This is a genomic window from Pseudomonas sp. GV071, assembly GCF_003050835.1.
Taxonomy (GTDB): domain Bacteria; phylum Pseudomonadota; class Gammaproteobacteria; order Pseudomonadales; family Pseudomonadaceae; genus Aquipseudomonas.
In genome coordinates this window covers 133,191-158,994 of record NZ_QAOJ01000005.1, presented here as the reverse complement: position 1 = coordinate 158,994, position 25,804 = coordinate 133,191, and the positions used below count along the sequence as shown (strand labels likewise).

Annotated in this window: 22 protein-coding genes and 1 riboswitch; of the genes, 7 read left to right on the top strand and 15 right to left on the bottom strand. The window is 62.7% G+C overall.

Annotation, left to right across the window (positions count from 1 at the left end; genetic code table 11):
- Positions 1-6 precede the first annotated feature (6 nt).
- The 7 genes from C8K61_RS11275 to C8K61_RS11245 all read right to left on the bottom strand — a co-directional run bounded on the left by C8K61_RS11275 (position 7) and on the right by C8K61_RS11245 (position 6,206).
- Complete coding sequence (locus tag C8K61_RS11275; RefSeq protein WP_108096354.1) at positions 7-531, bottom strand: TIGR02281 family clan AA aspartic protease; 525 nt, start codon at positions 529-531, stop codon at positions 7-9.
- A complete protein-coding gene (locus C8K61_RS11270; protein WP_108096556.1) occupies positions 528-1,493 on the bottom strand; it encodes an esterase-like activity of phytase family protein in 966 nt (321 codons plus the stop codon). Before C8K61_RS11270 ends, C8K61_RS11275 begins: the two co-directional genes overlap by 4 nt.
- 125 nt (positions 1,494-1,618) lie before the next feature.
- On the bottom strand, positions 1,619-3,523 hold the full coding sequence (gene parE, locus C8K61_RS11265) for a DNA topoisomerase IV subunit B (RefSeq protein ID WP_108096353.1): 1,905 nt from the start codon (positions 3,521-3,523) through the stop codon (positions 1,619-1,621).
- Positions 3,524-3,543: 20 nt separating this feature from the next.
- On the bottom strand, positions 3,544-4,161 hold the full coding sequence (locus tag C8K61_RS11260) for a YqiA/YcfP family alpha/beta fold hydrolase (protein WP_108096352.1): 618 nt from the start codon (positions 4,159-4,161) through the stop codon (positions 3,544-3,546).
- A gap of 60 nt (positions 4,162-4,221) precedes the next feature.
- Positions 4,222-5,037, bottom strand: coding sequence for a 3',5'-cyclic-AMP phosphodiesterase (cpdA, locus tag C8K61_RS11255; protein ID WP_108096351.1), 816 nt, complete (start codon positions 5,035-5,037; stop codon positions 4,222-4,224).
- A 108-nt stretch (positions 5,038-5,145) separates the two neighbouring features.
- Positions 5,146-5,598, bottom strand: a complete 453-nt coding sequence (locus C8K61_RS11250; RefSeq protein ID WP_108096350.1) for a DUF1249 domain-containing protein — start codon at positions 5,596-5,598, stop codon at positions 5,146-5,148.
- The gene (locus C8K61_RS11245; protein ID WP_108096349.1) at positions 5,589-6,206 is read right to left on the bottom strand and encodes an NUDIX domain-containing protein; all 618 of its coding nucleotides are present in this window, start codon (positions 6,204-6,206) and stop codon (positions 5,589-5,591) included. The genes C8K61_RS11250 and C8K61_RS11245 overlap by 10 nt, the downstream gene beginning before the upstream one ends.
- A gap of 208 nt (positions 6,207-6,414) precedes the next feature.
- On the opposite strand from C8K61_RS11245, the gene C8K61_RS11240 reads away from it, so the two are divergent.
- The gene (locus C8K61_RS11240; RefSeq protein WP_108096348.1) at positions 6,415-7,161 is read left to right on the top strand and encodes an RsiV family protein; all 747 of its coding nucleotides are present in this window, start codon (positions 6,415-6,417) and stop codon (positions 7,159-7,161) included.
- An 87-nt stretch (positions 7,162-7,248) separates the two neighbouring features.
- Here C8K61_RS11240 and cytX read toward each other — a convergent pair whose 3' ends face one another.
- On the bottom strand, positions 7,249-8,535 hold the full coding sequence (gene cytX, locus C8K61_RS11235) for a putative hydroxymethylpyrimidine transporter CytX (protein WP_108096347.1): 1,287 nt from the start codon (positions 8,533-8,535) through the stop codon (positions 7,249-7,251).
- 198 nt (positions 8,536-8,733) lie between these two features.
- Positions 8,734-10,620: a phosphomethylpyrimidine synthase ThiC gene (thiC, locus tag C8K61_RS11230; RefSeq protein WP_108096346.1), complete on the bottom strand. Its 1,887-nt coding sequence runs from the start codon at positions 10,618-10,620 to the stop codon at positions 8,734-8,736.
- A 106-nt stretch (positions 10,621-10,726) separates the two neighbouring features.
- Positions 10,727-10,832: riboswitch (TPP riboswitch) on the bottom strand.
- Positions 10,833-11,077: 245 nt separating this feature from the next.
- On the opposite strand from thiC, the gene C8K61_RS11225 reads away from it, so the two are divergent.
- Entirely contained in the window at positions 11,078-12,526 is a 1,449-nt protein-coding gene (locus C8K61_RS11225) for a TolC family outer membrane protein (protein ID WP_108096345.1), read from the top strand.
- A 222-nt stretch (positions 12,527-12,748) separates the two neighbouring features.
- On the opposite strand, the gene C8K61_RS11220 is transcribed toward C8K61_RS11225, so the two are convergent.
- Positions 12,749-13,276: a metal-dependent hydrolase gene (locus C8K61_RS11220; protein WP_108096344.1), complete on the bottom strand. Its 528-nt coding sequence runs from the start codon at positions 13,274-13,276 to the stop codon at positions 12,749-12,751.
- On the bottom strand, positions 13,273-14,862 hold the full coding sequence (locus C8K61_RS11215; RefSeq protein WP_108096343.1) for an AhpA/YtjB family protein: 1,590 nt from the start codon (positions 14,860-14,862) through the stop codon (positions 13,273-13,275). Before C8K61_RS11215 ends, C8K61_RS11220 begins: the two co-directional genes overlap by 4 nt.
- 200 nt (positions 14,863-15,062) lie before the next feature.
- On the opposite strand from C8K61_RS11215, the gene serB reads away from it, so the two are divergent.
- Positions 15,063-16,277 carry a phosphoserine phosphatase SerB gene (gene serB, locus C8K61_RS11210; protein ID WP_108096342.1) on the top strand — a complete coding sequence of 405 codons (1,215 nt, stop codon included), beginning with the start codon at positions 15,063-15,065 and terminating at the stop codon, positions 16,275-16,277.
- A gap of 130 nt (positions 16,278-16,407) precedes the next feature.
- Here the strand turns inward: serB and uvrA are convergent, their stop codons facing one another.
- Positions 16,408-19,242 (bottom strand): excinuclease ABC subunit UvrA, encoded by a 2,835-nt coding sequence (gene uvrA, locus C8K61_RS11205; protein WP_178086447.1) that lies wholly within the window; start codon positions 19,240-19,242, stop codon positions 16,408-16,410.
- A gap of 129 nt (positions 19,243-19,371) precedes the next feature.
- Between uvrA and C8K61_RS11200 the strand changes: the two genes are divergently transcribed.
- Genes C8K61_RS11200 through C8K61_RS11185 form a run of 4 tightly spaced genes read left to right on the top strand, consistent with a single transcriptional unit; the run spans position 19,372 to position 23,088 of the window.
- The gene (locus tag C8K61_RS11200) at positions 19,372-20,757 is read left to right on the top strand and encodes an MFS transporter (protein ID WP_108096555.1); all 1,386 of its coding nucleotides are present in this window, start codon (positions 19,372-19,374) and stop codon (positions 20,755-20,757) included.
- 9 nt (positions 20,758-20,766) lie between these two features.
- Positions 20,767-21,264 carry a single-stranded DNA-binding protein gene (locus C8K61_RS11195; protein WP_108096341.1) on the top strand — a complete coding sequence of 166 codons (498 nt, stop codon included), beginning with the start codon at positions 20,767-20,769 and terminating at the stop codon, positions 21,262-21,264.
- A gap of 17 nt (positions 21,265-21,281) precedes the next feature.
- Positions 21,282-22,166, top strand: coding sequence for a sugar nucleotide-binding protein (locus C8K61_RS11190; RefSeq protein WP_108096340.1), 885 nt, complete (start codon positions 21,282-21,284; stop codon positions 22,164-22,166).
- On the top strand, positions 22,159-23,088 hold the full coding sequence (locus C8K61_RS11185) for an NAD-dependent epimerase/dehydratase family protein (protein WP_108096339.1): 930 nt from the start codon (positions 22,159-22,161) through the stop codon (positions 23,086-23,088). Before C8K61_RS11190 ends, C8K61_RS11185 begins: the two co-directional genes overlap by 8 nt.
- An 81-nt stretch (positions 23,089-23,169) precedes the next feature.
- Here the strand turns inward: C8K61_RS11185 and C8K61_RS11180 are convergent, their stop codons facing one another.
- The 3 genes from C8K61_RS11180 to C8K61_RS11170 all read right to left on the bottom strand — a co-directional run bounded on the left by C8K61_RS11180 (position 23,170) and on the right by C8K61_RS11170 (position 25,803).
- Positions 23,170-23,853 carry an OmpW family protein gene (locus C8K61_RS11180; RefSeq protein WP_108096338.1) on the bottom strand — a complete coding sequence of 228 codons (684 nt, stop codon included), beginning with the start codon at positions 23,851-23,853 and terminating at the stop codon, positions 23,170-23,172.
- Positions 23,854-23,983: 130 nt separating this feature from the next.
- On the bottom strand, positions 23,984-24,505 hold the full coding sequence (locus tag C8K61_RS11175) for a DUF3299 domain-containing protein (protein WP_108096337.1): 522 nt from the start codon (positions 24,503-24,505) through the stop codon (positions 23,984-23,986).
- Positions 24,506-24,537: 32 nt separating this feature from the next.
- Positions 24,538-25,803, bottom strand: coding sequence for an ABC transporter permease (locus C8K61_RS11170; RefSeq protein ID WP_108096336.1), 1,266 nt, complete (start codon positions 25,801-25,803; stop codon positions 24,538-24,540).
- Between the last annotated feature and the right edge of the window lies 1 nt (position 25,804).

Genomic DNA, 25,804 nt, shown 5'->3' with positions numbered 1-25,804 from the left:
CGTGCCTCATTGTGTGGTCGTCTGGCGCAGCACCAAGGTGCCGTCGCGCTGGGTGAATTCCAGTTGTTTGAGTGCGCTCATGCCAAGCAGCACTTCCTCGCCCTGCATGCCGGGCGTGACGATGCCACGCACGTTATGCAGAACGATCTCGCCCACTTGCAGGCTGTCGATACGGGTACGGTAACCGGTGCTCATGCCGTTGGCGGTGCTCAGGGTGACCGGTGCGCCGCGCTCCAATTTCAGCGTGTCAGCGAGGCCGGCCGGCACGGCGACATCGGTGGCGCCGGTGTCGAGCATGAATAGCACGGTGTTGCCGTTGATGGCGCCGGTGGAGACGAAGTGGCCCTGACCGTTGCCGGCCAGACGCACTTCGATAAAGCCCTGACCGTGGGAGGACGTCGGCACCTGGTTGGGGTTGTGCTTTTTATCTTCCCACTGGCCGAAGAAATGCGTGGCCAGGGCCAGACCGGCGCCCCAGAACAGCACCCACATCACGCGCCCGGCGCGTTTACCGACGGTCTGCTGGCTCACGGTTTGGCGCTCCAGCCGGCCGCTGGTGCGGCAAAGCGCCAGACGATAGGGCGGTCTTCGCCATCGCCGCGGGCCTTGTTACCGTTGTCGACGCCGATCCACGCGCCTTTTTCGTCGATGGTCAGGGCTTCAGCCATGCCCCAGGGCTCGTCGTACTTGCGCGCGTCGGTCAGCGCTTCGTTGGCGAACGACCAGCAATGCTCGGCTTCGCCGGTATCGGCGGCACGGCGACAGATGCGGTGGGCCAGGCGTTCGAGGGTGTACAGGTGGTTCTTGTACAGCGCCACATCGCTGAAATCCTTGGGCATGGGCTTGGTGCCCATCTGTGGCGGAGGCAGTTCATCGCCGCCCTCGCTCATCAGCACGCAGCCACCGGCGCATTTCCAGCTGCCGTTGATTTTGTGCAGCACCAGTAAACCACGGCGTTCACGTTCGGCGGCCAGCCACAGGCGTTCGCCCTTGGCGTCGATGGCCAGGCCTTCGAACAACGCATTGAAGTGCAGCAACATGCCGCGAGCGCGGGCCTGGTTGACCAGACTGACCGGCAGGTTAAGCCACTCGCCGCTGCCAGCCGGCGGAATCATCAGCACCGCCGACGTGGCTTCGCTGACCAGGTAGCGGTTGCCCTTGGCGTCGCAGGTGAGGCCTTCGAAATCGAGGTCACCGCCACGGGTAATGCCGGACAGCCAGTTGCGTACCCGCACGCCCCAGGGCAGCGGGCTTTGTGGCGGTGGCGGGGCCTGGAATACTTCGACGTCGGCATTCAGCACCGCGCCATTGGCGGTGAGGCGGTAAATACGGTCGTCATCGCGGTCCGACACCGTCCACAGCGCATCGCCGCACCAAGCCAGGCCGGACAAGTTACCGGTGGGCATGCCTTCCACCGCCTGTTCGCTGAGCAGTTTCAGCTCCTCGAACGGCGGCTGTGGCACCGGCGCTTGCTCGGGTTCGGCGGCGTCCATGGCGGCCACCGGTTGCGGCTTGCTCGGAGTCACCGTGCTCGAGGCCGCCGCTCCCGGAGCGGTCGGCGCAGAGTGGGCGAAGGCTGGAGCAGCTATCAGCAGCAGGGCCGCGAACAGCTGGCGCATCAAGTCAGAACCTCGGCCAGGTCCCCTTTGGATTCCAGCCAGGTTTTACGATCGCCCGCGCGTTTCTTCGCCAGCAGCATGTCCATCAGCTCCTGGGTCATCTCGAAGTCTTCGAGGGTGAGTTGCACCAGGCGGCGGGTGTTGGGGTCCATGGTGGTTTCGCGCAGCTGCGGCGGGTTCATTTCACCCAGACCTTTAAAGCGCGTGACCTGCGGCTTGCCGCGTTTTTTCTCGGCCACCAGACGGTCGAGAATGCCGTCGCGTTCGCCTTCATCGAGGGCGTAGTAAATCTCTTTGCCCAGGTCGATGCGGTACAGCGGCGGCATGGCCACATACACGTGACCGGCATCCACCAGTGCGCGGAAGTGGCGTACAAACAGCGCGCACAGCAGGGTGGCAATGTGCAGACCGTCGGAGTCGGCGTCGGCGAGGATGCAGACCTTGCCGTAACGCAGCTGGCTGAGGTCGGCGGCGCCGGGGTCGACGCCAATGGCCACGGCAATGTTGTGCACTTCCTGGCTGGCCAGCACTTCGCCGCCATCGACTTCCCAGGTGTTCAGAATCTTGCCACGCAGCGGCAGGATGGCTTGGAACTCTTTGTCCCGTGCTTGCTTGGCGGAGCCGCCGGCGGAGTCACCTTCGACCAGGAACAGCTCGGAGCGCATCGGGTCCTGGCCGGCACAGTCGGCCAACTTGCCCGGCAGGGCCGGGCCCTGGGTGATGCGTTTGCGTTCAACTTTCTTACCGGCTTTGAGGCGGCGACCGGCGTTGCTGATGGCCAGTTCGGCCAGTTGCAGGCCCAGCTCCGGATGTTGGTTCAGCCACAGGCTAAAGGCGTCTTTGACCACGCCAGAAACGAAGGCCGAGGCTTCACGCGAGGACAGACGTTCTTTGGTCTGCCCGGAGAATTGTGGCTCCTGCATCTTCATCGACAGCACGAAGGCGATGCGTTCCCACACGTCTTCCGGCGCCAGCTTCACACCGCGCGGCAGCAGGCTACGGAATTCACAGAACTCGCGCATGGCATCCAGCAGGCCCTGACGCAGGCCGTTGACGTGGGTGCCGCCTTGCGCGGTGGGGATCAGGTTGACGTAGCTTTCCTGCACGCTTTCGCCGCCCTCGGGCAACCACAGCAGCGCCCAGTCCACGGCTTCTTTATTACCGGCCAGGCTGCCGCAGAACGGTTCATTCGGCAGACGCTCGACCTCGGCTACCGAGTCGGCGAGATACGAGCGCAGGCCGTCTTCGTAGTACCACTCGACTTTCTCGCCGCTGGCTTTGTCTTCAAAACTTACCGACAGGCCCGGGCACAGAACGGCCTTGGCCTTGAGCACGTGCTTGAGACGGCTGACAGAGAATTTGTGTGAGTCGAAATACTTGGCGTCAGGCCAGAAGTGCACGCTGGTGCCGGTGTTGCGCTTGCCGACGGTGCCGATTACTTCCAGGTCGCTGGCTTTGTAGCCGTCGGCGAAGGTCATGCGGTATTCGTTGCCGTCACGTTTGACCCGCACTTCCACGCTGGTGGACAGGGCGTTGACGACCGAAATACCCACACCGTGCAAACCGCCGGAGAACTGGTAGTTCTTGTTCGAGAACTTGCCGCCCGCGTGCAGCTTGGTAAGGATCAGCTCAACGCCCGGCACGCCTTCTTCGGGGTGGATATCCACCGGCATGCCACGGCCGTCGTCGCAGACTTCCAGGGAGTTGTCTTCGTGCAGGATCACCTGCACCGCTTTGGCGTGGCCGGCCAGGGCTTCGTCGACGCTGTTGTCGATGACTTCCTGGGCCAGGTGGTTGGGACGGCTGGTGTCGGTGTACATGCCCGGGCGCTTGCGCACCGGATCGAGGCCGGAGAGGACTTCGATGGCGTCTGCGTTGTAAGAGCTAGAACCTTGCTGGGCCATGGGGTCTCGTTCGTCAGTCGTTAAATGTCGGAAAAATCGAAATCGCGCCAGGTGCTTGAAGCAAACCCGGCAAATGCCAGCAGGGCCGGCAGGCGCTCGGCAAAACCCTGGAAGCCGTGGTCACCACCGGCCTGGATACGCAGCGCGCAGCCCCGGTAGAAGGTCTGGGCATGGCGATAATCAAGGGTTTCGTCGGCGGTCTGCAACCATACCTGATAGCGCGCGGGGTCGGCCGGGGCCGGCACTTCCAACTCGCTCAGGGCGGTGACGTGGTCTGTGGTCAGTTCCCAGGTTTCGCCGGTGTAATGGTTGGTCTGGGTGCCCAGGTGGCCGGCAAACAGCCGGTGTGGGTTGACCGCCGGGTTGATCACCAGCGCCTTCAGGCCATGGCGCTCGGCCAGGTGGGTGGCATAGTAGCCGCCAAGGGAGCTGCCGACCAGCACCGGGCTGCCGAGCTCAATGATCGCCGCTTCCAGCTGGGCAATGGCCTGGCGCGGGTGGTGGTGCAGGGCGGGCATGCGCACCTGCTCGGCCCAGCCCAGGCGTTGCATGACAGCGCTCAACTGGCTGGCTTTTTGCGACGCCGGCGAGCTGTTGAGGCCGTGTATATAAAGTAGGGTGGGGGTATCGGTCGGCACGCAGGCGACTCCAAAATCCGTAGCAGCGCACTCTACCAAAGCCGTTGAGGCCTTTGGGGGTTAGTAGCCTTTGATGCTGTAATCGACCACGAAGTGAATGCCGGTCACGCGCGACACGCCGGTCTCCAGGCGTCCATCGTCATGCAGGCGCAACCAGCGGTAGCCGGGGGCGGTGTCGTCGACCTGGAATTCTTCACTGCCGGGGGCGAACTGCACGCAGGTGGAAGGCGAGGCCAGCAGGCGCACACCGTTGCGCAACTGGTCGAATTCCTGATGGATATGGCCCCAGAGCACCGCGCGAACCTGTGGGAAACGGTCGAGCACGGCGAACAGTTGATCCGGGTTGCGCAGGCCGATCGGTTCCATCCAGCGGCAACCGATGGACACCGGGTGGTGGTGGAAACACACCAGGTGGTGACGCTCCGGCGCTTCGCTGAGGGCATTCACCAGCAGGTTCAACTGCGCTTCTTCGAGGTAACCGGGCACGGCGCCGGGAATCGATGAGTCGAGTACGGTGATGCGCCAGTTGCCCAGGTCCAGCACCGGTGCCAACAGCTCGGTACCCGCGCAGGCTTGCTGCATCACTGGCACTTCATCGTGGTTGCCGGGGAACCAGCGTGCGGCGCCTGGCAGCACGGCGGTCATGTCACGGAAGCGATTGTAGGATTCCAGCGTGCCGTCTTGCGAGAGGTCGCCAGTGGCGAGCATCAGGTCGATCTGCGGCTGCTCGCGCTGCACCCGCTCGATGACCTTTTCCAGGCTGTCGCGGGTGTCCATGCCCAGCAGCTTGCCGTCCGCTTCTGCAAACAAATGGCTGTCGGACAGCTGCACCAGCAGCACCGACGAATCAGCAGAGGGAATGGACGAGCTCGGCAAGGCCGTCTCCTTGAGCGGTTTGGTGAGAATTATGGTTGTTTAGGTCGCTGCCGGTAAAGGCGCGATATGGGCATGGGTCACAGTTAGGGGGCGCGATTGGCGATTTTCCTAACGTACAGGCTCCAGTTCGTGGCCGCAGGCTAAACAGTGGCTCAGCCATTCGCCGAGGAAAAGATTTAGCTGCGTCTTCTCGTCCGGCTGATGCATGGCGGCATTCGGGTACGGATAAATACTGCGAAAGCGCCGGGCATTTTCCGCGCTGACCACCTCGGCCATGCGTGCATCGTGGTACACCCGCACTTCCAGCTGCGGTACCGGCAACCAGGGCAGGCTGTGTTCCTGGCGCACCTTCAAGGTGGTGGTGTACGGGCAGGCTTCGACTACATCCAGGGCCAGCACACCGAGCAACCGTTCGCCCTGGCTCAGGGCCACACGCCGCGAGCCACGCTCATCGCGCATGGCCGGCAGCAGCCGCATCAGCCGTGCATAGTTGGCCTCGCAGGCTGCTTGCAGCTCGATCAGGTCGACGCGGTAACGCTCGCGCAGCAGGGTTACGCCCACAGTCCCCTCACTTCGGCACGGTTGAGTGCCAGCCATTGAATGGCAATGATGCTTGCCGCGTTGCAGATGCGCCCGTCGCGAACCGCCGCCAGGGCGTCTTCGAAAGGCAGCACGTGGACGCGAATGTCTTCGCCTTCTTCTTCCAGGCCATGTACGCCGCCGGCGCCGGTGCTGTCACAGCGGCCGACATAGAGATACACCTGCTCGTCCGAGCCTCCGGGGGAGGGGAAGTAGCTGGGCAATGGCCACAGGGCGCCGAGTTGCAGATTGGCTTCTTCCACCGCTTCACGGCGGGCGACTTCTTCGGGTTGTTCGTCCTTGTCGATCAGCCCGGCCACCAGTTCCAGCAGCCAAGGGTTGATGCCTTTGGTCATGGCGCCGACGCGAAATTGTTCAATCAGCACCACGTTGTCGTGCTTGGGGTCGTAAGGCAACACACACACCGCATCGTGGCGCACGAACAGTTCGCGGCGGATCTCCGGGCCCATCTCGCCCGAGAACTGGCGGTGGCGCAGGTGCAGGCGGTCAACTTTGTAGAAACCCTTGAAGCAGTTTTCCCGCTCAATGATCTGTACATCGTCCGGGCCTGGGGTGAAGGTCTTGGTCATCGGTTACCCATTCGTTGCTGAAACGTCGATTGCTGTCATCCTAGCTTGCCTCGGCCAGCGCCGCAGCCACTTTCAAGAATGCCGACGGGCTGCGAGGATAGCCGCCCGGAGAAATCCCAGAAAGCCCGAACTCATGCTTGCAACGGCAGTCGAAGGCCGACACGCGCTGTATTGGCGCCGTTACAAAATCTGCTCGCCAAGGAATGCCATGTCTGTGTTGAAAGCCTGTACACCACTCGCTCTGACCCTGTTGTTGGGTGGCTGCGCCAGCCTGTTCCAACCCGATTTCAGCGACAAACTCGAGGTCAAACGTACCGCCTGGGAACACACCCAGCCCGGTTGCCAGGGCAGCGACTGCCCGTTGGTCAATATCGACACCGTGAGCTTCGCCGACGAGCCACAACTGACCGCACTGATCGATCAGCGCCTGCGACAGATGACCGTCAACAGCCCGGACGCCAGCTTGCCCGCGACCCTGCAAAGCTATGAAAAAAGCTTTTTGCAAAGCGCAGAGCCCGGCTGGTCGAGTTACTTGCAGGCCAAGGTACGTGAGCAGCATGACGGCCTGGTGATCATCGAGTTGTCGAGCTACCTGTTCACCGGCGGCACCCACGGCATGCCGGGCCGCCAACTGATCAACTACGACCGCAAACTGCACAAAGTGCTGACCCTGCAGGACATGCTGGTGCCTGGCCAGGAAGCGGCCTTCTGGCAGGCGGCCGAGTTGGCGCACAAGGGCTGGATCATGGCCAACAAACTCGACGAGGACCCCGAGTTCACCACTACCTGGCCGTTCCAGCGCACCGACAACATCGGCCTGACCTTTGGCGCCGTGACATTGATGTACGACGTGTACAGCATCGCGCCTTACTCGTCGGGGCATCCGGAGTTGAAGATCCCGTATCCGCGGCTGAACGGCATCATCAAACCTCAATACTTCCCAGGCCGCGGTTGATCTTTAAAAGCTCGCGGCTGAAGCCCCTCCCACACTGATCGAGTTTTTTGTGGGAGGGGCTTCAGCCGCGATGTTGTTGATCTTGGCTTAGGCCTGAGCAGCAATAGACTTGGCGCCAAGGCTCCCCAACCCAAACTGCAACACCCCCGCCAGAATCAACGCCGGCAAGGTCGCGCCCAGTTCCGGGTAGAAGTTGGCCAGCAGGTGATAGGTCACCACACCGCCTGCCCACGCGGCCAATGCCGACCAGCGCAGGGCATGGTGCATCACCACGCTGGCGCGCTTACGCAGGATGAAGTGGTCCACCAGCACCACGCCGAACAGCGGGGCGAACACCGAGCCGATCAGCAGCAGGAAGTTCTGGTACTGCGCCAGCGGCGCGACGCAGGCGATCAGCGTGCAAACTGCGCCGATGGCCAAGGCCAGGTGTTCTACTTTCAGCTTCAGCAGGGTGCCGCTGGAAACCGCTGCCGAGTGAATGTCGGCAAAGGCGTTTTCCGATTCATCCAGCAGAATCAGCAGCAGCGGAATCCCCAGGCCGGCGCCGGCCAGGGCCAGCAGCAAGGCATTCACTTCGCCACTTGGCGCGAATGCCAGGGTGTAGGCCACGCCCAAGCCCATCAGCCACAGGTTGCCAATAAAGAAGCCCAGTGCGGTGCCGGTGAATACGCTGCCAGCGCGTTTGCCGAAGCGCGAGTAGTCGGCAATCAGCGGCAGCCAGGACAGCGGCATGGCGATGGCGATATCAAAACCCAGAGCGAACGGCAGAGAACCGTCGCCGCGTTGCGTCCAGAGCGTGGCCAGATCGGCCTTGGCGAACAGGTTCCAGGTCAGCCACACGCAGGCCGCGAGCAGCAACCAGATACCCCACTTGCGCAGGATCTGACGCACGAAGGTCAGCGGTCCGGTGACCGCCAGCAAGGTGGCGAGGGCGCCGAACAGCAGGGTCCACAGCAGTGGCTGGGTCCACAGGCTTTCTTCACCAAAGGCGCGGGCGGCCAGCAGGCTGGCGGCGTCACGCATGACGATGATTTCGAACGCGCCCCACCCGATCAGCTGCAGCAGGTTGAGCACCGCCGGCAGGCTGGCGCCGTAGTTGCCGAGGCTGAGTTTGATCGCGGCCATTGAGGCCAGACCGGTGTCGCTGCCAATCACGCCGACAGCGGCCAGCAGCAACACGCCAACGGCGGTGCCCAGGGCAATGGCCAGCAGGCCGAACGCCAGGCCCAAGCCGGGAGCGAGCAGGGCGCCGGTCTGCAGCACCATCAGGCCGATGCCTAAGGAAAACCACAGGGAAAACAGATCACGCGCGCCGAACACGCGCTTGCTGGCGGGGACGGCGAGATCGGGGGAATAGGTGCTGGGAGTGTTCACGGCTTTGTTGTTCTCGGGATAGCGTTGGTGAAGGGAGAGGAGGTTGCCTCGCGGGCCAGCCCCCTCTCCCTAGCCCTCTCCCCGCTGGGGCGAGGGGACTGATTTTTGTGTAGTCGAAAATTGGCGCTCCATCGCCGTTCCGCCCCCTCTCCCCGAGGGGGAGAGGGTTGGGGGAGAGGGCATTCCCTCTGTGCCGCGTTAAACCTTCTTATACAGCTGACTACCTTCCTGCTTGAACCGCTCGGCCTGCTCGCGCAGCCCTTGCTGCACGTCGACGTCCACCGCCTCAATTCGCTGGTTGGCGGCGTACTCGCGCACTTCCTGGGTGATTTTCATCGAGCAGAATTTCGGTCCGCACATGGAGCAGAAGTGCGCCACTTTGGCCGAGTCCTTGGGCAGGGTTTCGTCGTGGTAGGCGCGGGCGGTGTCCGGGTCCAGGCCCAGGTTGAACTGGTCTTCCCAGCGGAACTCGAAGCGCGCTTTGGACAGGGCGTTGTCGCGGATCTGTGCGCCGGGGTGGCCTTTGGCGAGGTCGGCGGCGTGGGCGGCGATCTTGTAGGTGATGATCCCGGTCTTGACGTCATCCTTGTTCGGCAAACCCAGGTGTTCCTTGGGCGTGACGTAGCAAAGCATGGCGCAGCCGAACCAGCCGATCATTGCCGCACCGATGCCCGAGGTGATGTGGTCGTAGCCCGGGGCGATGTCGGTGGTCAGCGGGCCGAGGGTGTAGAACGGCGCCTCGTCGCAGCACTCCAGCTGCTTGTCCATGTTCTCTTTGATCAACTGCATCGGCACATGGCCGGGGCCTTCGATCATGCATTGCACGTCGTGCTTCCAGGCGATCTTGGTCAGCTCGCCAAGGGTTTCCAACTCACCGAACTGGGCGGCGTCGTTGGCGTCGGCAATCGAGCCGGGGCGCAGGCCGTCACCCAGCGAGAAGGACACGTCGTAGGCCTTCATGATTTCGCAGATGTCGTCAAAGTGGGTGTAGAGGAAGTTCTCTTTATGGTGCGCCAGGCACCACTTGGCCATGATCGAGCCACCACGGGAGACGATGCCGGTGACCCGTTTGGCCGTCAGCGGCACATAGCGCAGCAGCACGCCGGCGTGGATGGTGAAGTAGTCCACGCCTTGCTCGGCCTGCTCGATCAGGGTGTCGCGGAACAGCTCCCAGGTCAGGTCTTCGGCGGCCCCGCCGACTTTTTCCAGGGCCTGGTAGATCGGTACGGTGCCGATCGGTACCGGCGAGTTGCGGATGATCCACTCGCGGGTTTCGTGAATGTGTTTGCCGGTGGACAGGTCCATCACCGTGTCCGAACCCCAGCGGATGCCCCAGGTCAGCTTGGCCACTTCTTCTTCAATGGACGAGCCCAGCGCACTGTTGCCGATGTTGCCGTTGATCTTCACCAGGAAGTTGCGGCCGATGATCATCGGCTCCAGCTCCACGTGGTTGATGTTGGCCGGGATGATGGCGCGGCCACGGGCGATTTCTTCGCGGACGAACTCGGCGGTGATCTCTTTCGGGATGCTGGCGCCGAAGCTGTGGCCCGGGTGCTGCTGGTCGAGCAGGCCGGCGGCGCGATGTTCCTGGAGCTTCATGTTCTCGCGGATGGCGACGAACTCCATCTCCGGGGTAATGATGCCCTGGCGCGCGTAGTGCATCTGGCTGACGTTGGCGCCGGCTTTGGCGCGGCGCGGGTTGCGCACGTGGGCAAAACGCATGGCGGTGAGTTCGGGGTTGCTCAGGCGCTCCTGGCCGAAGTGCGAGCTGAGGCCCGGCAGGCGCTCGGTGTCGCCACGGGCGTCGATCCACGGCGAACGGATATCGGCCAGGCCGTTGCGCACGTCAATTTGTACGGTGGGGTCGGTGTAGGGGCCGGAGGTGTCGTACACCAGCACCGGGGCGTTGATCTCGCCACCAAAGTCGGTCGGGGTGACGTCGAGGCTGATCTCGCGCATCGGCACGCGGATGTCGGGGCGTGAGCCCTGTACATAAATCTTCTGCGAGCGGGTGAAGGGTTGTACCGATTGCTGATCGACCTGAGCGCTTTCGCTCAAATTTTTTAGTTGTTGTTTGGTGCTCATCAAGGCTCTCCAACGTCATCCTGAACGGGATTGTCGGAGTGAACCTGATACGGACGGGGGGCTTTGGCGCACCTGGGGTGGTGCTAGAGGGCTCGGCCGGGCAAGGTGGACGAGCAATCTTGTTCCCTACGCAGGCTTTAACCTGATCAGGTTCAACGGGATCCGGATTAACCGATCTCAGCCTTTCACTCAAGGCACCCCGACAAGAACCCGGCCACTCTAAACAAGGGACGTCGGAAAACCAACCCCCAGGTCAAAAAAGCCCGACCCGCGCGTCGAAATATGACGGCAAGCGTAGCGGCGCCAAGGGATTGTTGCGCGCAAGCAACATAGCTTGTCGCAAACTACACTCACGCCGCTGTCAGGGCGCTTGACCCCTACCACTGCGCCCCCTTAGCCTTGCCCATCACCGCCCCACTGCCGCAGGTTCAGGGGCCACACAATTAGGATGATTAGCATGCTGCGCAGACTTTCCCTGGCACTTGCCGTGGCTTCAGCCTCAAGCGGCGCTGCCTGGGCAGCGGAAGCTCCTCTGTCGACCAAGACCGATCTGGTGAGCGTTTATCAGGAAGCGGTCAACAACAACGCCGACCTGGCCGCCGCCCGCGCCGATTACCAGGCCCGCAAGGAAATCGTTCCGCAAGCCCGCGCCGGGCTGCTGCCGAATATCTCCGGTGGCGCCAACATGAGCGACAGCGAAACCAAAGTACGCACCGATATGGGCGACCCGAAGCTCAATCGCAGCGGCATTCTCTACCAGGCCACCTTGAGCCAGCCGGTGTTCCGCGCCGACCGTTGGTTCCAGCTCAAGGCCGCCGAAGCCACCAATGAACAAGCCGTGCTGGAACTCTCGGCCACCGAGCAGAACCTGATTCTGCAAAGTGCCGAAGCCTACTTCGCGGTGCTGCGTGCGCAAGACAACCTGGCTTCGACCAAAGCCGAAGAAGCCGCCTTCCAGCGTCAACTGGACCAGGCCAATGAGCGTTTCGATGTCGGCCTCTCGGACAAGACCGATGTGCTTGAAGCGCAAGCCAGCTTCGACACCGCCCGCGCCAACCGCATCCTTGCCCAGCGCTCGGTGGACGACGCCTTCCAGGCCCTGATCACCCTGACCAACCGCGACTACAACTCGGTTGAAGGCATCAAACACACCCTGCCGGTGCTGGCGCCAACCCCGAACGATGCCAAGGCCTGGGTCGACACCGCCGCGCAGCAGAACCTCAATCTGCAAGCCAGCAACTTCGCCGTTGATGCCGCCGAAGAAACCCTGCGCCAACGCAAGGCCGGCCACGCGCCGACCGTCGATGCCGTGGCGCAATACCAGCGCGGCGACAACGACAACCTCGGTTATGTGAACAGCGGTACGCCGGGTACGCCGCGTTATAACGGCGACGTTGAACAGCGCTCCATTGGCCTGCAACTGAATATCCCGATTTTCAGCGGCGGCCTGACCAGCTCCCAGGTGCGTGAGTCGTACCAGCGCCTGAACCAGATCGAACAGCAGCGCGAAGGCCTGCGTCGCCAGGTGGTGGAAAACACCCGCAACCTGCACCGCGCGGTGAACACCGACGTGGAAACCGTGCAGGCGCGCAAGCAGTCGATCATCTCCAACCAGAGCGCCTTGGAAGCCACCGAAATCGGCTACCAGGTCGGTACACGTAACATCGTTGACGTGCTCGACGCCCAGCGTCAGCTGTACAGCTCGGTGCGTAACTACAACAACGCCCGTTACGACTACATCCTCGACAACCTGCGCTTGAAGCAGGCCGCCGGCACCCTGAGCCCGGCCGACCTGGAAACCCTGGCGCGTTTCCTCAAGCCTGACTACAACCCGGACAAGGACTTCCTGCCGCCAGATCTGGCCAAGTCGGCCGAGAAGAACCTGAGCGCCAAACCGGATTATTGATCGGACCGCCCAACAAAAAGCCCCGCACATAGCGGGGCTTTTTGTTGCACTACTGATCGGCTTCCGGGGCGTCGGCCATGCAGCGTTGCTCCTCGCTTTTGATGCTCACGTACTAGAGTACGCTGCGCTCAAAAGCTCCGGGGCGCCTTGCCTGACCTTAGCCCCGAAACCCTCGACCGAGTAACGGCCGCAAATTTCAAGAGCGCCGACCTCCCCAATCTCCTACGGCTTGATCGCTTTTCTGATCGTAATTCCAGCCACAGCCAATATTGTGCAAGGCAACCACACCCACCGTGCCTCCGAGGCCAACACCGCCAATCCACGCTCACTGAAGAAGCCGTTGATAAACGGCGAGACCGCAATCGGCCGCCAGGGCAGGAAGAAGCGTTGCTCGCTCCACGGCCACAGCCAGGCCACGCCCAGGCCGCCATTGGTGAGGGCGTCCAACACGCTATGGGATGCGGCTGCCAGGGCCAGCCAAATGCCGGCTTTGATTCGCCCACTGTTGAGCAATGGCGCGAAGAGGAGACCAAGCACGCCCATCAAGGCAGCGAAGGCTAGCGAGTGACTGGCGCCGCGGTGGCCAAAGCTGTCGGCATAGGCGATGCCGAATTTGAATGCCAGCACATCGGCATCCGGCAAGCAGGCGGCGAGCATCCCGGCGATCAACAGGCGCGGTGGAATCACCCGGCTGCCCAGCGCCAGGCCAATGGCCAGGACGGGCAGCGGATGGGTGATGAGCGTGGTCAAGAGCGGGCGGGTTGTTCGTGCATGCGCGCCAGTTGGCGTTCCAGCAGCGACGGGTAGGGTTCCAGCAGGCGTTCGACGCAGCAGGCGCCTTCCGGGCTGGCGATCGGGCGGATGCGTACGCGTTGGCGCAGCAGCGGGTCATCGCCAATGCTGCGTTCCACCAGCAGCAGGTTGCGGCTGTGTTGCGACAGGGCCAGGGCGTCCAACGCGGTGTCGCTGAGCAGCAGGTCGCCCTGGCTGAGGTCGCCGAGCTCTTCGCCAGCGGTGAGGCCCAGCTGCAGTTGCAGGGTGATGCCGCTGTCGGCGACTTCGATCTGCAGCTGATGGCCGAGAGCGCGCATCAGCTCACCACAACAGATGGCGTGGGTCAGGTAGTCCTCACCGCTGTCGTCGCTGTTGAACAGCATCAGGCTGCTGCCGTCCTTGAGGGTGTGCAGCACGCCGTTGTACAGGGCGGCGGCCTGATCCAGACAGTCGCGGTAGCGTTGCAACAGGTCCATCAGGCGGGCGCGCGGCAGGCGGCGTAGTTGCTCCTGGGCACCGAGCTGAATGGCCAGTACGGCGCTTTTCTCGGGTGGGTTCTGCTCAGGTTCGTAGTCGTCTTCTTCTACGTCGATGATGGGCTCTTGCAGGTCGGCGAAGGGATCGTCTTCGTCCAGCGGCGCCTGAATCGGCTTGACCCGCAGCGGCGACTGCACGCGGCGTGGCTGCTCGCGATAGTCGTCATCGTCGCTGTCGTAGCTGTCGTCACGCAGATCACGTACTTCGAATTCGGGCTCTTCTTCGCCTTCTTCAAGGTACGGGTCTTCGTCTTCGGCGAAGGCCTGCTCGTCTTCTTCGTACTCGTCTTCTTCGACGTACTCAGGTTCAGCCGGTGCCACCGGCTTGGGCTTTTCCGGCACCAGGCGCGATTGCAGCTGACGGGCCAGGTCGCCGATTTCATCGTTGCGGCCGGCGCCTGGGGCCGGATCATCCGGGTCGCGCAGCCACACCCGCAGTTGCATCAGCGGCGTGGAAATGTGCCGGCCCAGACGCAGGCTCAGGCTCAAGGTCAGCGCCAGCAAAATCAGGCTGAGCAGGCCCATGCTCTGCAGACTGATGGTCATCGGCTGCTGGAATTGCTGCATGTCCAGGCTGATACGCAGGTGGCCGGCGATCACTTCCTGGAAGGTAATGGGGGTGGAATACAGGCCTTCGGTTTCGCCGAGCATGCTTTGCGTCGGACGCGAGCCGGCTTCGGCGAGGATGCGGTTGTCCACGCTGTAAATGGCGGCGTGGGCCACCAGCGGGTTCTTCACCAGGTTATTGAGCAGCACGTTGAGGCTGAGGATGTCGTTGGACACCAGCAGCTCGGTGGCCGAAGCAGCGGTCTGGGTGGTCAGGCTCTGGCCCAGGGCATCCGCCTGTTGTTGCATGGCCTGCTTGAACTGCATGCCCATCACCAGGGCATAGATCACCAATGCGGCGGCCACCAGGAACAGGCTGTGGCTGGCAATGCGCAAGGCTAGCGGCACGCGGCGCTGACGCAGCGCGTGAAAGATCAACAGGAAGAAATTGTCGGGTTTTACGGGCGCGGGCCGGTTCACAGAGCGCGGCTCTTCTCGAATGGAATTGCCGCGCAGTATAACGAGGGCTCGGGGGTGGGCAAAGCGCGCGCGTGCCCGTATGGCGGTGAAAGTGGTTAGAATGTGCGCCTTTTCATCACCCCCGGCGCTGCGCTTGGGCCCGTCTGCATGACCGGCCGGCGATGCACCGCTGCTTTTGCCGTGCCCTGTGGAGGTCCGCCTTGCGCGAAATCGTTCTGATCAATATCACCGGCGAAGACCGCCCGGGCCTCACCGCCGCCATCACCGGCGTGCTGGCGCAGGGCGGCGTGAATATCCTCGACATCGGCCAGGCCGTTATCCACAACACCCTGTCGTTCGGCATTTTGGTGGAAATTCCCGGCACCGAGCAGGGCTCCGTGGTGCTCAAGGACGTGCTGTTTACCGCCTACAAGCTGGACCAGCAGGTACGCTTCACGCCTATTTCCGAAGCTGATTACCAGCATTGGGTGAGCGGCCAGGGCAAGTCCCGCCATATTGTCACCCTGCTGACCCGCCGGGTTACGGCCGAGCAATTGCAGCGCGTCAGTTCGATCACTGCCAAGTACGGCCTGAATATCGACCATATCGACCGCCTTTCCGGGCGCATGCCGCTGGACACTCCGGCTGACCAGAGCAAAGGCTGCATCGAGTTTTCCGTGCGTGGCGAACCGGCTGACCCGGTGGCCCTGCGCGCCGAGTTCCTCAGCGTGGCTCAGGAGCTGAACGTCGATATCGCCTTCCAGCAGGACTCGGTATTCCGCCGCAACCGCCGCCTGGCGGTGTTCGACATGGACTCGACGCTGATCGAGGCGGAAGTGATCGATGAACTGGCCAAGGTCGCTGGCGTCGGCGAGAAAGTCTCGGAAATCACCGAGCGCGCCATGCGCGGCGAACTGGATTTCCGTGCCAGCTTCAAAGAGCGTCTGGCGTTGCTCAAGGGCTTGCCGGAAAGCGAACTGGCCGCCATCGGCGCTTCACTGCGCCTGACCGAGGGCGCGGAAACGCTGTTCGTCGAACTCAAACGCCTGGGCTACAAGACCGCGATTCTATCCGGCGGCTTCAGCTACTTCGCCAAGCAGCTGCAGGCCAAGCTGGGTATCGACTATGTATTTGCCAACGAGCTGCAGATTGAAGACGGCAAGCTGACCGGCGTGGCCATCGAGCCGATTGTCGATGCGCAGCGCAAAGCGGACTTGCTGCGTCAGTTGGCCGAGCAAGAGGGCGTGAGCCTGGAGCAGACCATTGCGGTCGGTGACGGTGCCAATGACTTGCCGATGCTGGCGATTGCCGGTTTGGGCGTAGCTTTCCGGGCCAAACCGCTGGTGAAGCAGTCTGCCAAGCAGGCGATTTCCACGCTTGGCCTGGATGGTGTGCTGTACCTGCTTGGCTATCGCGATCGGGACGGTCAGGCGTAGGGCTGTTGGGCTTCGCCTTTGGCTCAACCCAACCTACGAAAGGCGCGTTGTAGGTTGGGTTGAGCGCAGCGAAGCCCAACAGCGCAACAAAAAACCGGGCGCATGGCCCGGTTTTTTTATTGGCTTGAAATCAAGCCTTGTCGCGTTCCAGCAGTGGCTTGAGGAAGTGCCCGGTGTGGGATTGCGGCATCTCGGCCACTTCTTCCGGCGTACCGGTGGCAATGATCTGCCCACCACGTGAACCGCCTTCTGGACCAAGGTCCACCAGCCAGTCAGCGGTCTTGATCACGTCCAGGTTGTGCTCGATGACGACCACGGTGTTGCCGTGGTCGCGCAGACGATGGAGCACGTCGAGCAGTTGCTGGATGTCGGCAAAGTGCAGGCCGGTGGTGGGTTCGTCGAGGATGTACAGGGTCTTGCCGGTGTCGCGCTTGGACAGCTCGCGCGACAGCTTGACCCGCTGCGCCTCACCGCCCGAGAGCGTGGTCGCCGACTGTCCCAGCTTGATATAGGACAGGCCGACATCCACCAGGGTTTGCAGCTTGCGCGACAGCGCCGGCACGGCATCGAAGAACGGACGCGCTTCTTCGATGGTCATTTCCAGCACTTCGTGGATGCTCTTGCCCTTGTATTTGATTTCCAGGGTTTCGCGGTTGTAGCGCTTGCTCTTGCACACGTCGCACGGCACGTAGATGTCCGGCAAAAAGTGCATTTCCACCTTGATCAGGCCATCGCCCTGGCACGCTTCGCAGCGCCCGCCCTTGACGTTGAAGGAGAAGCGCCCCGGCCCGTAGCCGCGTGAGCGGGCTTCCGGCACGCCGGCAAACAGCTCGCGGATCGGTGTGAACAGGCCGGTGTAGGTCGCCGGGTTGGAGCGCGGGGTGCGACCGATGGGACTTTGGTCGATATCCACCACTTTATCCAGGTGCTGCAGGCCGTCGATGCTGTCGTGGGCCGCCGCTTCCAGCGTGGTAGCACCGTTCAGTGCGGTGGCGCTGAGCGGGAACAGGGTGTTGTTGATCAGCGTCGACTTGCCCGAGCCGGACACCCCGGTGATGCAGGTCAGCAGGCCAATCGGAATCTCCAGGTCGACGTTGCGCAAGTTGTTGCCGCGCGCGCCCTTGAGTTTCAGCGAGAGCTTTTTGTCGCGCGGCGTGCGTTTGGCCGGGTACTGGATCTTGGTGCGTCCGGACAGGTACTTGCCGGTCAAGGAATCCGGGTGGGCCATGACTTCTTCGGCGGTGCCTTCGGCGACGATACGGCCGCCGTGCACGCCGGCGCCCGGGCCGATGTCGACCACGTAGTCGGCCATGCGGATGGCGTCTTCGTCGTGCTCGACCACGATCACCGTGTTACCGATGTCGCGCAGGTGGCGCAGGGTCGCCAGCAGGCGTTCGTTGTCGCGCTGATGCAGGCCAATCGACGGTTCGTCGAGGATGTACATGACGCCCACCAGGCCGGCGCCGATCTGACTGGCCAGGCGGATACGCTGGGCTTCGCCGCCGGACAGGGTGTCGGCGCTGCGGTCCAGGGTCAGGTAGTCGAGGCCGACGTTGACCAGAAACTGCAGGCGCTCGCGGATTTCCTTGAGGATCTTTTCCGCGATCTCGCCCTTGCGCCCGGTCAGGGCCAGGCTGCCGAAGTACTCGGTGGCATCGCCAATCGGCAGGCCGCTGACGGCCGGCAGATTGCGCTCGCCGACGAACACGTGGCGTGCTTCACGGCGCAGGCGGGTGCCACGGCAGTCCGGGCACGGCTGTGTGCTGAGGAACTTGGCCAGTTCTTCACGCACGGTGGTCGACTCGGTTTCCCGGTAGCGACGCTCCAGGTTCGGCACGATGCCTTCGAACGGGTGGGCGCGTTTGACGATGTCGCCGCGGTCGTTGAGGTAGCGGAAGTCGACGTTGGCCGTGCCGCTGCCGGTAAGGATGACTTTCTTGTGCTCGGCGCTGAGGCTGTCGAACGGCTCGTCCAGGCTGAAGCCGAAATGCGCGGCGAGTGAGCCGAGCATCTGGAAGTAATAGACGTTGCGCCGGTCCCAGCCGCGGATCGCGCCTTCGGCCAGGGTCAGCTCGCCATTGACCAGGCGTTTGGTGTCGAAGAACTGTTTAACACCCAGGCCGTCACAGGTCGGACAGGCGCCGGCGGGGTTGTTGAAGGAGAACAGCTTGGGTTCCAGCTCACTGATCGAATGGCCGCACACCGGGCAGGCGAAGCGCGCCGAAAACACCATTTCCTCGCCTTCTTCGTCATCCATCGGTGCCACGAAGGCCAGGCCGTCGGCCAGCTTCAGCGCGGTTTCGAAGGATTCGGCCAGGCGTTGCTGCAAATCGCCACGGGCCTTGAAGCGGTCGACCACGGCGTCGATAGAGTGCTTCTTCTGTTTATCCAGCTTGGGCAGCTCGTCCAGCTCATAGAGCTTGCCGTTGACCCGCACGCGCACGAAACCCTGGGCGCGCAGTTCGTCGAACACCGCCAGATGCTCGCCTTTGCGCTCGCGAATGATCGGCGCCAGCAGCATCAGCTTCTTGCCTTCGGGCAGGGCCAGCACCTGGTCGACCATCTGGCTGACGGTCTGCGCCTCCAGCGGCAGGTCGTGGTCCGGGCAACGCGGCGTACCCACGCGGGCGTAGAGCAGGCGCAGGTAGTCGTAGATTTCGGTGATGGTGCCGACGGTGGAGCGCGGGTTGTGCGAGGTCGATTTCTGTTCGATGGAAATCGCCGGCGACAGACCTTCGATGGTGTCGACGTCCGGCTTTTCCATCATCGACAGGAACTGTCGGGCGTAGGCCGACAGCGATTCGACGTAGCGGCGCTGACCTTCGGCGTACAGGGTGTCGAAAGCCAGGGAAGATTTCCCCGAACCGGAAAGGCCGGTGATAACGATCAATTTGTCCCGTGGCAGGGTCAGGTCGATGTTCTTCAGGTTGTGGGTTCGTGCCCCACGAATCAGGATCTTGTCCACTGCGGCCTCGCATGGCGGGCGAAAACCGCTGAGTATACGGGCCTTGTCAAGCCAGCGGCAAAGCGTCACGCCTGTGCGGCGCTGAATGGGGGCTGCTAGAATCGGCGCGCATTTTCTTGAGGTACTTCCATGCACGATCCGCACAGCGAACGCATGAGTGGCAGTGAAACCCGCGCAGCAAGTGGGTTGTCGCTGGTCTTCGCGTTCCGAATGCTTGGTATGTTCATGGTCCTGCCGGTGCTGGCCACCTATGGCATGGACCTGGCTGGCGCTACGCCGGCCCTGATCGGTCTGGCCATCGGCGCCTACGGGCTGACCCAGGCGGTGCTGCAGATTCCGTTCGGGGTCATCTCCGACCGCATCGGCCGACGCCCGGTTATCTATGTCGGCCTGATCATTTTTGCCGCTGGCAGTCTGCTTGCGGCCAACGCCGATTCGATCTGGGGCGTGATTGCCGGCCGGGTGCTGCAGGGCGCCGGGGCGATCTCGGCGGCGGTGATGGCGCTGCTCTCGGACCTCACCCGCGAACAACACCGGACCAAAGCCATGGCCATGATCGGCATGAGCATCGGCCTGTCGTTTGCCGTGGCCATGGTAGTGGGGCCGCTGTTGACGCGCGCCTTCGGTCTTTCCGGGTTGTTTATCGCCACGGCCGCCATGGCGCTGGTGGGCATTGCCCTGGTGGCGTGGTGGGTGCCGCGTTCGGCCGGACCCTTGCACCACCGCGAGTCGGGCGTGGCCAAGGAAGCCCTCGGCCGCACCTTGCGTAACCCGGACTTGTTGCGCCTGAACGTGGGCATCTTCGTACTGCACGCGGTATTGATGTCCAGTTTTGTCGCTTTGCCGCTGGCATTGGTCGAGCGTGGCGGGTTGCCGAAGGAGCAGCATTGGTGGGTGTACCTGACCGCGCTGCTGGTCGGTTTTTTCGCCATGATCCCGTTCATTATCTATGCCGAAAAAAAGCGCCAGATGAAACGCGTGCTGGCCGGTGCGGTGGCCGTGCTGCTGGGCTGCGAAGTGTTCTTCTGGCTGACGGACGGCACCCTGAACGAACTGGTGCTCGGCACCATCGTGTTTTTCACCGCGTTCAACCTGCTGGAGGCGTCGTTGCCGTCGTTGATCAGCAAGGTCTCGCCGGCGGGCGGCAAGGGTACGGCGATGGGGATTTATTCCACCAGCCAGTTTCTCGGCGCCGCGTTAGGCGGCATTCTCGGCGGCTGGTTGTTCCAGCACGGCGGCCTGAATACCGTCTTTCTGGGATGTGCTGTGCTCTGTGGGCTCTGGCTTATCATTGCTGTTACTATGCGCGAACCTCCGTATGTCACCAGCCTGCGCTTGCCTCTTTCGCCCGCTGCGGTGCGCGAAGCTGGCCTGGTAGAGCGCCTCTTGGCGGTGGCCGGAGTAACGGATGCAGTGGTGGTGGCCGACGAAGCCGCCATCTATATCAAATTGGATTCCGAACAATTGGATCGCTCAGCGCTCGACGCCTTGCTCGAAGCGCGTGCCGATACCTAGGAGAACGTTATGGCCCGTGGGGTTAACAAAGTCATTCTGGTCGGAACCTGCGGCCAGGACCCGGAAACACGCTACATGCCTAACGGCAATGCGGTCACCAACCTGAGCCTGGCTACCAGCGAGCAGTGGACCGACAAGCAGAGCGGGCAGAAAGTCGAAAAAACCGAATGGCACCGTGTGGCCCTGTTCGGCAAAGTCGCTGAGATCGCCGGCGAATACCTGCGCAAAGGTTCGCAGGTGTACATCGAAGGCAAGCTGCAAACCCGCGAGTGGGAAAAAGACGGCGTCAAACGCTACACCACCGAAATCGTCGTCGACATCAACGGCACCATGCAGTTGCTGGGTGGCCGTCCTGATAACGGCGGTGGCGATTCCGCTCCACGTCAACAGCGTCCAGCCCCTCAGCAGCGCGAGCAACAAGCGCCGCGTGAGTCGCGCCCGGCACCGCAACCTGCGGCCCAGCCAGCGCCGAACTACGACAGCTTCGACGACGATATCCCGTTCTGATCAGGCCTTCCTGACGTATGCATATGCGCCTGATGCTACTGGGCGGCGGCAATGCCCTTGGGCAGGCGCTGATCCGCCTGGGGGCCGAGGATGACATCGGCTTCCTCGCCCCGCGTCCGCCCGAGGGCGGCTGGGACGCCACCAGCCTGACTCTGCTGCTGGATGAAACCCGGCCCGATGTGGTGGTGAATCTCGCCTACTACTTCGACTGGTTTCAGGCCGAAGCGGTTAGCGCCGAGCGCTTCGCCCCGCAGGAACGTGCGGTCGAGCGCCTCGCCGAACTCTGCCAACACCACTCCATTCGCTTGGTACAGCCCTCCAGCTATCGCGTGTTCGATGGCTCGCGCGCTACTGCCTACAGCGAAAAGGAAGAGCAGGTGCCGTTGGGCCTTCGGGGTCAGGCGTTGTGGCGGATCGAACAGAGCGTGCGAGCGGCCTGCCCGCGGCATGTGTTGATTCGTTTTGGCTGGTTGCTCGATGCCAGCGCCGAAGGCTTGTTGGGGCGCTTCCTCAACCGTGCCGAGCACGACGCCGAGCTGTTTCTCGCCGATGACCGCCGGGGCAACCCGACGCCCATCGACGATGCCGCCCGGGTGTTGATCGCCGTGCTGAAACAACTGGATTGCCAGGCGCCGCTGTGGGGCACTTACCACTACGGCGGCTACGAGGCGACCACTTCACTGGCTCTCGGCCAGGCGGTGCTCACCGAAGCGCGGGCGTTCCGTCAGTTGGCGGTGCAGGAAGTCGGCGCTCAGGCCCACGCGGCCCGCCCCGATGTAGCCGACGAGCCGCAGCACGCGGTGCTGGCCTGTAAGAAAATTCTGCATACCTTCGGTATCAAACCGCGCGCCTGGCGTGCCGGTTTGCCAAGTCTTCTGGATCGTTACTACCGCCATGCCTGATCTCCCTATTCTGGTCACCGGGGGCGCCGGCTTTATTGGCTCCCATCTGGTCGACGCGTTGTTGGCAAAGGGTTATGCCGTGCGGGTGCTGGACGACCTGTCCATGGGCAAGCGCAGCAACCTGCCGCTGGATAACCCGCGCCTGCAGCTGCTGGTCGGCAGCGTCGCCGATGCGGCGCTGGTCGCGCAGGCGGTGGCCGGTTGCCAAGCCGTTGCACACCTTGCCGCGGTGGCCTCGGTTCCGGCCTCGGTGGCTGACCCGGTCGGCACCCACCAGAGCAATTTTGTTGGCACCCTGAATGTCTGCGAAGCGATGCGTGAACATGGTGTCAAACGCGTGCTGTTCGCTTCCAGTGCGTCGGTGTATGGCAACAACGGCGATGGCCAGGCCATTGATGAAGACACCCCGACCGCGCCGCTCACGCCCTATGCGTCGGACAAGTTGTCCAGCGAGCAGTACCTGGATTTCTACCGCCGCCAGCATGGCCTGGAGCCGGCGATCTTCCGTTTCTTCAATATTTTCGGTCCACGCCAGGACCCGTCGTCTCCCTATTCCGGGGTGATCAGCATCTTTATCCAGCGCGCCCAGCAGGGCTTGCCGATCACGGTGTTTGGCGACGGTGAGCAGACCCGCGACTTCTTCTATGTGGCGGACCTGATTGCCGTGCTGATGCAGGCGCTGGAAATGCCCAGCGTTGAAGAGGGCCCGGCCAACGTCGGCCTGGATCGCGCCACCAGCCTCAATCAGTTGCTGGAGTATATCGGTGACGTGGTGGGCAGCTTGCCACCGGTCAGTTATGGCCCTGCGCGTGATGGCGATATCCGTCATTCGCGGGCGAATAATCAGCGTTTGTTGAGCCGGTATCAGGTGGCTGAGCCGACGCCTATGGCCGTTGGCCTGGCCAAGTTGCTTGGCCGTTAGCTAGATCAAAAGCATCGAGGCTAACGCAGATAACACACAGCAAAAAGGCGCCCTCAGGCGCCTTTTTGCTGTGTGTCGTGCTTAGAACTTGTAGCCAAGACCTACCATGTAAACCCATGGGTCCACGTCCACATCAACCTTCACTTTGTCGCCAGCCAGGTAAGTAGTACCGGTGGTGTCGATGTCGATGTAACGCACCTGGGCGTTGAGCATGATGTTGTCAGTCAGCATGTAATCCATGCCCACTTGCCCTGCCAGACCCCAGGAATCCTTCATATCCAAGCCGCTGAAACCTTTGCTTTCGGCTTCGCTGCTGAGCTTGTCGTCGAAGAACCAGGTGTAGTTGATGCCGGCGCCGACATAGGGTTGGAACGCCGACTTGCTGTCCATTGGGTAGTACACCAGGCTCAGGGTCGGTGGCAGTTGTTTGATGCTGCCGAGTTTGCCATTGAGGCCGGAGAACGCGCCTGGCATGCCTTTGACACCGACGTCATGGCTGAAGGGCGTAGCGGCCAACAGTTCGATCCCGACGTTGTTGGTCACCATGTAGGCGAAGTTCAAACCCAGTTGGGTGTCGCTGTCCACGGTGGCCTTGCTGCCATCGACCTTGCCCAGTACCGAGTGGTCGATGTTGCCGCTGTTTTCGTGCGGGTCAACGGTGATCGCGCCGGCACGCAGAATGATATCGCCAGCCTGGTAGGCATGGGCCATAGGGGAGACCAGCGCAACCGCCAGCAGGGAGGCGGCGAAGAGGGCCTTGGACATGGTGTACTCCTTCAATCACTAACGGTTCGGATGGCGTCAGTGTAGTAAGGATCGGTAGCTGCCTATCTTGATCTACAGCAATAGATTGCGAGGTGAGCGGTTGCGCCTGGCGCAACCGCAGGGGATGGGATCAGTTTTCCGGGGTTTCGTAGGGGTAGATCTTGTTAGCGTCCATCGCATAACCGGCATCGGCGAGGTCGCTGGTGCTGTTTTTTACCTGCAACGGGCCTTCGACCCAGAACGGCTGGTACAGCGCATCCATCAACACGCCGAGCTCGCTTTTCACGTGCACGATCTGGTTCGACGGCGGTGGCGGCACGTGGATGCAGGCACCGAAGTAAGGCACCAGCAGAAACTCGGTCACGCGGCTGTCTTCACCCACTTCCAGCGGCACGATGTAGCCCGGCAGTTTTACTTCCTGGCCATCCAGCGCCTGCACCACGGGGGCGGCGGGGGACTGCTGCTTGGCTGCCGGTGCCGACTCCGCCGCCAGGGCGTTGGCTAGCTGCGACAGGTCATGCATTGGCGCCTGTGGCTGGGTGGCCACCGGCGCGTCCGGTGGCACCATTTCCGACCAGGTCAGTTCGCGCACGTCGGCGGCCCAAGCCAGACAAGGTGCCAACAACAGGGCAAGAGCAAACGCGCGCAACATGATCAGGGTCCTTAAGGTTTACAACGTAGGGGCTACACCCGGATGGACAAGCCATCGGCCAGCGACTGTCGATAGGCGCGCCAGGCCGGTATCGCGCCCATCAGCAGCGCGGCGGCCAGAATGCCGCCCAGCAGCGACCATTCATAAGCGCTCGGCAAGGCCAGCGGCAGAAAGATGCCGTAGTTGGCCTGCACGTAGCTCTGCGCGGCGGCGATGCCGACATACAGCAACAGGGTGCCGAGAACGACGCCGGAGCATGCCAGAGTGAAGGCCTCCAACACCAGCAGACTGGCGATATGCCAAGGGCGGGCGCCGACCGAACGCAGAATGGCCATCTCCCGGCGCCGCTCATTGAGGCTGGTGAGAATCGCCGTGAGCATGCCGATCAGCCCGGTAATCACCACAAACAGCGAGACCACGAACAGCGCCTGTTCCGCAGTGCCCATCAGGCTCCACAACTCTTGCAGGGCCACGCCCGGCAGAATCGCCAGCAGCGGCTCGCCACGGAACTCATTGATTTCACGTTGCATGCTGAAGGTGGCGATCTTGTTGTTGAGGCCCACCATAAAGGCCGTGATCGCCTGCGGGGTGAGGTCCATGTTGCGTGCCTGGTCGGCGGAAATACGCCCGGCGCCGCGGGCCGGCACGCCATTTTTCCAGTCGATGTGCAGCGCCTCCATGCCGCCCAGGCTGATATGCAGGGTGCGGTCCACCGGGGTGCCGGTGCGTTGCAGAATGCCGACCACGGTGAAGGGTTTGTCGTCATGTTTGACCAGGCTGATGCTGGCCACGCCATGGGCGAGAACGATCTTCTCGCCGAGTTTGTATTTCAGCGCATCGGCCACTTCGGCACCCAGCACTACTTCAAACGGGTCCGTGTCGAAGGCGCGGCCTTCGGCCAGTTGCAGGGCCTGACCGCGGCCATAGTGGTAATGCTCGAAGTAGGCGCCGGTGGTGCCCATCACCCGGTAGCCGCGGTGCGAGTCGCCCAGCGACATGGGGATCGCCCACTTCACCTGCTTGCTATTGGCGAAATGCTCGAAGCTGTCCCACCGGATGTTGTTGGTAGCGTTGCCGATGCGAAACACCGAGTAGAGCAGCAGGTTGATCGAGCCGGAGCGGGCGCCAACCACCAGGTCGGTGCCGCTGATGGTGCTGGCGAAACTGGCGCGGGCTTCAGTGCGTACCCGCTCCACTGCTAGCAATAAACAAACAGACAGTGCGATGGCGAACACCGTCAGCAGCGCGGTGAAACGACGGTTGGCCAGACTGGCCATGGCGAGGCGCAACAAGTACATC

What these genes read in the sequence shown, in the direction of transcription:
- C8K61_RS11225 (WP_108096345.1), top strand. Translation starts at nt 11,078, where the DNA reads ATGCTGCGCAGACTTTCCCTGGCACTTGCCGTGGCTTCAGCCTCAAGC.
- C8K61_RS11180 (WP_108096338.1), bottom strand. Translation starts at nt 23,853, where the DNA reads ATGTCCAAGGCCCTCTTCGCCGCCTCCCTGCTGGCGGTTGCGCTGGTC.
- C8K61_RS11240 (WP_108096348.1), top strand. Translation starts at nt 6,415, where the DNA reads ATGTCTGTGTTGAAAGCCTGTACACCACTCGCTCTGACCCTGTTGTTG.
- C8K61_RS11245 (WP_108096349.1), bottom strand. Translation starts at nt 6,206, where the DNA reads ATGACCAAGACCTTCACCCCAGGCCCGGACGATGTACAGATCATTGAG.
- C8K61_RS11195 (WP_108096341.1), top strand. Translation starts at nt 20,767, where the DNA reads ATGGCCCGTGGGGTTAACAAAGTCATTCTGGTCGGAACCTGCGGCCAG.
- C8K61_RS11200 (WP_108096555.1), top strand. Translation starts at nt 19,372, where the DNA reads ATGCACGATCCGCACAGCGAACGCATGAGTGGCAGTGAAACCCGCGCA.
- C8K61_RS11185 (WP_108096339.1), top strand. Translation starts at nt 22,159, where the DNA reads ATGCCTGATCTCCCTATTCTGGTCACCGGGGGCGCCGGCTTTATTGGC.
- C8K61_RS11270 (WP_108096556.1), bottom strand. Translation starts at nt 1,493, where the DNA reads ATGGACGCCGCCGAACCCGAGCAAGCGCCGGTGCCACAGCCGCCGTTC.
- thiC (WP_108096346.1), bottom strand. Translation starts at nt 10,620, where the DNA reads ATGAGCACCAAACAACAACTAAAAAATTTGAGCGAAAGCGCTCAGGTC.
- C8K61_RS11170 (WP_108096336.1), bottom strand. Translation starts at nt 25,803, where the DNA reads ATGTACTTGTTGCGCCTCGCCATGGCCAGTCTGGCCAACCGTCGTTTC.
- C8K61_RS11175 (WP_108096337.1), bottom strand. Translation starts at nt 24,505, where the DNA reads ATGTTGCGCGCGTTTGCTCTTGCCCTGTTGTTGGCACCTTGTCTGGCT.
- C8K61_RS11190 (WP_108096340.1), top strand. Translation starts at nt 21,282, where the DNA reads ATGCATATGCGCCTGATGCTACTGGGCGGCGGCAATGCCCTTGGGCAG.
- parE (WP_108096353.1), bottom strand. Translation starts at nt 3,523, where the DNA reads ATGGCCCAGCAAGGTTCTAGCTCTTACAACGCAGACGCCATCGAAGTC.